Source organism: Paenibacillus sp. LHD-38 (genome assembly GCF_031157315.1).
GTDB lineage: Bacteria > Bacillota > Bacilli > Paenibacillales > Paenibacillaceae > Pristimantibacillus.
Genome location: NZ_JAVIFU010000032.1, coordinates 73371 through 80979, shown reverse-complemented (window position 1 = coordinate 80979; position 7609 = coordinate 73371). Strand labels below are relative to the sequence as shown.

Here is a 7609-nt window from a genome sequence, read left to right as displayed (position 1 = left end):
GCTATTTACAAGGAACTTCATCCCCAGAGGGGATAATCACTGGAGGAGCCGGATGCGACGACCCGCATGTCCGGATCTGTGAGAGGCCTATGCGCATGCGCATAGGCCTACTCGATTTTAATATATAAGAATTTATAAGTTTTCACTTATAAATGTGCTTATATATCACCGCGAAACGTCAGCTTTTGCCAAAGAGGACGGCGACAGCCGTTTACGCTTGTTGTGTTTTTGCTATGACAAGATGCCTGTGCTTCAGAGTGTGCATAATTTTCGGGAAGTAAGGAAAAATATTGGTTACACGATACAAGAAGCAGAGGCGGGGTGAATTTGGAGCGTATTAGTCTAAATCAGCTTGGATCCATGATTGTATTGTTTTTAATCGGCAGCTCCTCGTTGTTTTTGCTCGCGAGCGATGCTGACAGGGATGCTTGGCTGGCTGTTATTGTTGGTATGCTTTGCGGATTAATCATCCTATGGGGCGTAAATTTAACCTTGTATCGCTTGATGCCTCAAAGGAGTCTTATTGAGATTATTTTCGAATTATTAGGAAAGCCCCTCGGATATGTCGTATCACTGTCTTATGTTATATATTTCTGCTACAAATCGGTTCGGAATGTTAGAGAGTTCGGCGATTTAATGATCATGTATTTGCTTCCCAATACACCATTGACAACGCTGATCTTATTTATTTGCTTATTGTCCGCCTATACCGTATTTCATGGCGTAGATGTTTTGTTTCGAATGGCGGAAGCCGTTTTGCCACTTGTAATAATCATTTATCTTATACTATTTTTACTGGTGGCTGGTTCGGGTTTGCTGCATTTTGAGAACTTATCCCCAGTCCTTGAAGATGGATTCATGCCCGTGTGGGATGCGGCCTTTCCGGAGTTGATTTCTTTTCCGTTTGGTGAAATTATTTTGTTTTTGATGTTTTGGAAATATACAGAGCAGACGGCTGGCATGGTGAGCTTTACTATAAAATGTTTCTTGTTCTCGGGCTTGTTCATTACCTTCACCAACGTGTTCATTTTTGCTGCGTTAGGCAGCCTTGCCGGAACGGTAACCATTCCATTGATGCAGATCACGAATTTGATCGATTTTGCTCGTTTTTTAGAGAGAATAGATCCGATGGTCGCCCTGCTGCTTTTTACAGGAGTCTTTTTTAAGCTGACCGCCTATTATTTTGGTGCTGTGCTGGCTTTGTCTCAGATGTTTAAATGGCATAGCAAATATGTAATTGTCCTAATCGGGGCAGTCATTTTTTTGGGTTCTCTTTTGTTCAGGAACTATATGGAGCATATATGGTTCGGCTTCCGCTACAATGTAAAATACCATTTCCCGGTTTTTCAAATCCTGTTTCCCCTGCTGCTGCTTACGCTGGCAATCATCAAAAAGAGATGGAGTGAAAAGGTGCATGCAGAATGAATGAGGAAATCAAAAAGGGAATCGAACAAGATGATAAAGACCTAAAGCGTTTGTCTGCCGATTTGGAGATTAATATTAAGATGGTAACCGACGAGCTCGGCATGGAGCCGGATATCATGATTAGACATTTACACATGTTTAAAAGCAGCAGAGTTGCTATTTTATACATTGCGGGCATGACGGATGTCAATGCTGTTAATTTGCTTGTAATGAGCATGATTACCGAGTCTCCGGCGGGCAGCGGAGAGGATCAAGAAGAATCTCCATTTCAGAGCTTGATGTTCCGGTCTCTTGCGATAGGCGGCGTTCGTAAGGTTGATAGCATAAATGAAGTATTGCTTGCAATGCTGGAAGGCAATACGATCGTGATGCTTGACGGGTCAAATGAAGCTATCGCTGCTTATACCTGCGGCGTGGAGAAGCGGTCAGTCGAGGAGCCCAGCACGCAAACCGTCGTACGCGGGCCAAAGGAAGGATTTACGGAGACGCTCCACATCAACACGGGGCTAATTCGCAATAAAATAAAATCGACTAACCTAAGAATGGAATACCGAATTATCGGGCATCAGACTCGAACGACAGTTGCTCTGATCTTCATGAAAGGAATTGCAGATGAGAAGGTTTTGGCGGAAGTACGCAGGAGATTGGATCTAATCGATACGGACAGTATATTAGAAAGCGGCTATATTGAAGAGTTTATTCAAGACAAAACGTTTACCCCATTTCCGCTGCTTCAAAATACAGAGCGGCCGGATGCGGTAGCCGCTGGCTTGCTTGAGGGGCAGTTTGCAATCGTTGTGGATGGAACGCCGTTCGTTCTGCTTGCACCTGTAACGTTTGTTAAGTTTTTTCAATCAAGCGAGGATTATTACCAGCGCTATGATATTGCAACTTTTTTAAGAATCATCCGATTTTTTTCATTTTTTGCTTCGATGCTTTTACCATCTATCTACATTGCGATCACGACCTTCCATCAAGAAATGCTGCCGACCCAGCTGTTAATAAGCATCGCTGCGCAGCGGGAAGGCGTGCCGTTTCCTGCATTGGTCGAAGCGATGATTATGGAATTTACATTTGAAATTTTACGCGAAGCCGGCGTGCGAATGCCTCGAATCATCGGACCTGCGATTTCGATTGTCGGGGCTCTCGTGCTCGGTCAATCTGCCGTGCAGGCTGGACTAATTTCAGCGGCGATGGTAATCGTCGTTTCCTTTACAGCCATTGCAAGCTTCGTTATTCCATCCATCAATATGGGCACGGCCGCGCGTCTCATTCGCTTTTTATTAATGATTCTTGCAGGTACCTTTGGCGTATTTGGCATCTTAGCGGGTCTGATGATGATTCTGACTCATTTGTCGTCGCTTCGATCATTCGGCGTTTCTTATTTGACGCCAATTTCGCCGCTTAAACCAGGTAATTTAAAGGATGTATTTATACGAGTTCCATGGTGGGCAATGAAGAAACGTCCAAGTTATGACAATCATGAGGGAACAGTTCGTCAGGGAACGCCGAGCAGCATTTCAGACAAAGCTGCTGATCGATCTCAGAAAGGCGGTGAGAAGAAGTGAAGCAGCGGATAACAAGCCTACAGGCGACCGTAATCATTGTGCTTGCGATCGTTCCAAGTTCACTGCTCTATATCCCTAGCTTTGTGATCCAAATTTCAAAGCAGGATGGTTGGATATCCGTGCTGCTCACGCTCGCCGCCTCTCTGCTGCTTGCCGTCGTTATCGGATATATTTGCCGCGAAGGGGAAAGGAAACCGCTGCTGGAATGGCTCCGAAGCCGGTTTGGGAAAGGGATTGCAACGGTTATTGGGTTGTTTTTATGCGGCTATTATGGGATAACGGCCGCTGTTGTTGTAAGACAGTTTTCTAGTTTTATGTCTGAACAAACGCTGCTGCGAACTCCCCTTTTTATGTTGGCTGCGATTATTGTGCTCGTATCCGGGTATATCGCCTCGCAAGGGATAGAATCGCTCTCTCGGGTACTTTTTGTCGTGTTCTTGTTTTTCGGATTGTCCGTGGGAGTGAACGTGACTTTCATCTATGGGCAGCTTGATTTCCAACAATTTCTCCCTATCATGGAGAGCTCTCCGAATCAGTATATCGCCTCTAGTTTCATGCCCTTAGGGTGTTTTTCCGGAATTGCTGTGCTCTTGCTGCTTCTGCCGTTTCTAGAAAAAGCCGCATCCGCAGTAAAGGTGGCGGTTTGGGGAACCGTGATATCCGGCTTGCTCATGACCCTCGTTACGGCAGTGACGATTGCGGTGTTTGGAAGTAAAATCATCGGCGCAATAACCTACCCTGCATTTGCAGCTATCGGTACGGTTGAAATCGGGCAATTTATTGAACGAATTGACGTATTGCTGGTATCGGCATGGACGGCCTCCATGTTTGCGCAAGTGTCCGTTTTTATGTTTGGTTTCTTTCAACTGGTTTCTCAAACTTTTAAGCTCACAGCGCATGCCAGCCATTACATAGCCGGCGGCATGGTTATTCTTTCCATGGCATTGTTTGCCTGGCCCAGCAGTGTCGTCGTTGCAGAATTCAGCTATACGACGCTGACTATATACTTCTTATTAAACAATTATGCAATCTGCTTTCTTATCTGGTGCGGGCTTCGTTTGACGAGACGTAAGGCGAGGCCGAGCGAGGAGGCTGTATGAGAATAGCGCGTATGTTTGTTTTACCGCTCATGATAATATTGTGCACTCCAATGCTGTCAGGCTGCTGGAGCAGGATTGAATTAAATGAGCTTGCCATTACTTCAGCGACCTCCATCGACAGGAAGGGCGATGATTGGCTTGTTTCATTCCAAGTGCTTATTCCTTCCTCCATCTCTTCCGGGATCGGGATTACAGGAGGCGGCTCCGGCGCTCCGGTTAACGTTTATTCGACGACCGGGAAAACGATAAGGGAAGCAGACTCACGCAGCTTTTTTGAGAGTCCTCGTAAGCTGTATTTTGCACATAACCGTGTCATCATCGTTAGTGAAGAGACGGCACGGCGCGGATTGAATCCTATCTTGGACGTATATTTAAGAAACACGGATACACGCGAAACGGTTGACGTATTAATCACGCCCGGCAGCTCACGAAAGATACTAGAGCAAATGATGCAAATTCAGAAAATATCCGGCGATGGCATCAGAGAGATCAACCACTTGGAATCCATGCACACATCCGTGCTTCCTGAGGTGAAGCTGTTTCAGCTGGCAATGAATTTGTCCAGTGATTCAGCGAGCGCTATACTGCCGGAAGTGTACTTGTCAGGCAAAACGGATGTCTCCTCGTTGAAGGTATTTGAAAGCACGACATTGCCCGCAAAAATCAAGCTGGGCAGAGCTGCCGTTATCAAGAAGGACAAAATGGTCGGCTGGCTGTCCAGAAAGGAAGCGCTCGGGGTAGCTTTTTTGCGAAATGAAATAAATCAAACGTTATTAACCTATGCATGTCCCGGGGAAAAAAACAAGCATTTAACGATACAATTGATAAACTCGGGAACCAAGCTTGATCCCTCTCTCAAAGATGGAGACTTAAATGTAAAGGTAGGCATAAAAGGCAAGGCAGTGCTAACGCAATCAGATTGCAGTTCAATGGATCTGTATAAACCGGAGGTCATAGCCGAGCTTGAGAAAGCAGCCGAACAGGAAATTCTTCGTTATACAGATGCAGGATGGAAGGCGGCTCAACGGCTGCAGACGGATGCGGTAGGCTTTGCAGATATGGCGCATCGCAAGTATCGTAAGCAGTGGCGTACATGGAAGAAGGATTGGGACGGGGTTTTCTCTAATATCCAAATAAAAGTGGAAGCCGATATTACGCTGACCAATGTGGGGCTTAGCAATCAGCCGGTTAACGTCAATAATTTGCGAGAGGGTAAAAAATAAAGGGGGAGTGTCATGACTTTAATTACGGTAATAGTTGCAGTGACGATTATCGCTGTTCTATGGGCAGGGATCAAACCGTTTATTAAACGAGGCCTATATCGTGATTATGTGATTTATGCAGTCATGACGCTGTGGTCCATCTATTTATTTGCTTCCCAGTGGTACGATTGGCCGCCATTTACAATCATAACATTCATGACCTTCATGCTCGCTCCGATCAAACGTTTTTTGAACATCATGAGCTGGATGCGCTAAACGGATTGGCTTGTGAAAAATAACAGCGATAACGGTTATTACCACTTCGTAGGGGCAATACTATCAATTACGCATGCTTAATATGGAGAGGTTGCATAAATGGAAAAATTAACATTATTTCCATAAATGTATTATAGTTGCCGCGAGTTATTATTAGGAAACTAACTATGGCGGTTAAGACCGTTTGCGCTTGAAATATAAGAATGGATATAAATTTTATATTCCATGTAGCCTTATATTTCTACGCGAAACGAGCCTTCACTATTTTTGACGGTTACGGCCGTTTACGCTTGAAAGGAGCGGATTGCTAATGAGTTTAAGTGTTGTATTGATGTTGATCCAAGTGTTTTTTGCAGTCGTTATCGGCTTGTATTTCTGGAATTTGCTGCGCAATCAGAAGACGAACCGCTCTGCGGTTGACCGAGAGTCACGCAAGGAGATGGACAAGCTAAGAAAGCTGCGAAGCGTTTCTCTTACGAAGCCTCTCGCTGAGAAAACAAGGCCGCAGGCGATGCAGGACATCGTAGGGCAGCGTGACGGCCTGCGTGCCTTGAAGGCGGCGCTGTGCAGCGCAAACCCGCAGCATGTTATTATTTATGGTCCGCCAGGCGTCGGGAAGACAGCAGCTGCGCGTGTCGTATTGGAGGAAGCGAAAAAAAATCCTTCGTCACCGTTTTTGCCAGAAGCAAAGTTCACGGAAATTGATGCGACAACGGCTCGCTTTGATGAACGGGGAATTGCCGATCCATTAATCGGTTCCGTTCATGATCCCATTTATCAAGGCGCAGGCGCGATGGGCGTGGCAGGGATCCCGCAGCCAAAGCCTGGCGCAGTTACGAAAGCGCACGGCGGGATTTTGTTTATTGACGAAATAGGTGAATTGCATCCGGTTCAAATGAATAAATTGTTAAAAGTACTCGAAGACCGCAAGGTATTCCTGGAGAGCGCTTATTATAATTCGGAGGATTCGAACATTCCCGTGTATATTCACGATATTTTCCAAAACGGGCTCCCTGCAGATTTCCGCCTCGTGGGCGCGACTACACGTTCGCCGCAGGAGATACCTCCAGCTATTCGCTCTCGCTGCATGGAAGTATTCTTCCGTCCACTCCTGGCTGAGGAGATTGGTTTGGTAGCGGAAAATGCGGTGAAGAAAATTGGTTTTGCACCATGTCCAGAAGCGATCGATGTTGTCAAACGGTATGCGACAAACGGACGTGAAGCTGTAAATGTCATTCAGCTAGCAGCAGGCGTAGCGCTCTCTGAGAAGCGGGACAGCATCGCTGCCGGAGACATTGAGTGGGTCGTGAACAGCAGCCAAATTCCTCCGCGTCCTGATCGCAAGGTGCCTGAAGCGCCGCAAGTCGGATTCGTGAATGGTCTAGCGGTTTATGGTCCGAACATGGGAACGCTGCTCGAGATCGAAGTGAGCGCGATACCAGCGGCTGCCGGCAAGGGGCAATTTACGATTACAGGCGTTGTGGACGAAGAGGAGCTGGGCGGCGGATCGCGGACGCTCAGAAGAAAAAGCATGGCAAAAGGATCGGTCGAAAATGTGCTAACCGTATTAAGACGCATTGGGCTGAATCCGCAGGATTTTGATTTGCATATCAATTTTCCTGGAGGCACGCCAATCGATGGACCGTCTGCCGGCATTGCAATGGCAACTGCCATTACATCCGCGATTAAGGGAATTCCAATTGATAATAAGCTGGCGATGACCGGCGAGGTTGGCATTCATGGAAACGTAAAGCCCGTAGGCGGCGTATTGGCTAAGGTAGAGGCGGCGTTCCAAGCCGGTGCGAATACGGTAATTATTCCGAGAGAGAACTGGCAGGCGATTTTCGCGGATTTAGAAGGTCTAAAGGTTATTCCAGTCGAAAAGGTAGAGGAAGTGTTCAAATACGTGTTTCCCGGTGCCGAGAATTCCTCAGTACGGGTGGAAGCTCCGTTTGGAACCGATCTTTTTATCGCTTCCGCCGTTCCATATTTGCAGGCTGATTCCGTAGAATGATAAACTAGGGTAGATGTTAACATT

At 46.4% G+C, this 7609-nt stretch carries 6 protein-coding genes; all 6 read left to right on the top strand.

Annotated elements, in window-relative coordinates; translation table 11 throughout:
* The first annotated feature begins 327 nt into the window (after nucleotides 1-327).
* A complete protein-coding gene (locus RCO25_RS23495) occupies nucleotides 328-1425 on the top strand; it encodes a GerAB/ArcD/ProY family transporter (protein WP_308998559.1) in 1098 nt (365 codons plus the stop codon).
* Nucleotides 1422-2993 (top strand): spore germination protein, encoded by a 1572-nt coding sequence (locus tag RCO25_RS23490; RefSeq protein ID WP_308998558.1) that lies wholly within the window; start codon nucleotides 1422-1424, stop codon nucleotides 2991-2993. Before RCO25_RS23495 ends, RCO25_RS23490 begins: the two co-directional genes overlap by 4 nt.
* Nucleotides 2990-4093 (top strand): GerAB/ArcD/ProY family transporter, encoded by a 1104-nt coding sequence (locus RCO25_RS23485; protein WP_308998557.1) that lies wholly within the window; start codon nucleotides 2990-2992, stop codon nucleotides 4091-4093. The genes RCO25_RS23490 and RCO25_RS23485 overlap by 4 nt, the downstream gene beginning before the upstream one ends.
* Nucleotides 4090-5316 carry a Ger(x)C family spore germination protein gene (locus RCO25_RS23480; protein WP_308998556.1) on the top strand — a complete coding sequence of 409 codons (1227 nt, stop codon included), beginning with the start codon at nucleotides 4090-4092 and terminating at the stop codon, nucleotides 5314-5316. The genes RCO25_RS23485 and RCO25_RS23480 overlap by 4 nt, the downstream gene beginning before the upstream one ends.
* 12 nt (nucleotides 5317-5328) lie before the next feature.
* Complete coding sequence (locus tag RCO25_RS23475; RefSeq protein WP_308998555.1) at nucleotides 5329-5571, top strand: hypothetical protein; 243 nt, start codon at nucleotides 5329-5331, stop codon at nucleotides 5569-5571.
* A gap of 310 nt (nucleotides 5572-5881) precedes the next feature.
* On the top strand, nucleotides 5882-7585 hold the full coding sequence (gene lonB / locus RCO25_RS23470; RefSeq protein WP_308998554.1) for an ATP-dependent protease LonB: 1704 nt from the start codon (nucleotides 5882-5884) through the stop codon (nucleotides 7583-7585).
* Nucleotides 7586-7609 lie beyond the last annotated feature (24 nt).

Excerpts from the sequence above, each read along its gene's own strand:
- lonB (WP_308998554.1), top strand. The coding sequence starts at position 5,882 with ATGAGTTTAAGTGTTGTATTGATGTTGATCCAAGTGTTTTTTGCAGTC.
- RCO25_RS23490 (WP_308998558.1), top strand. The coding sequence starts at position 1,422 with ATGAATGAGGAAATCAAAAAGGGAATCGAACAAGATGATAAAGACCTA.
- RCO25_RS23475 (WP_308998555.1), top strand. The coding sequence starts at position 5,329 with ATGACTTTAATTACGGTAATAGTTGCAGTGACGATTATCGCTGTTCTA.
- RCO25_RS23480 (WP_308998556.1), top strand. The coding sequence starts at position 4,090 with ATGAGAATAGCGCGTATGTTTGTTTTACCGCTCATGATAATATTGTGC.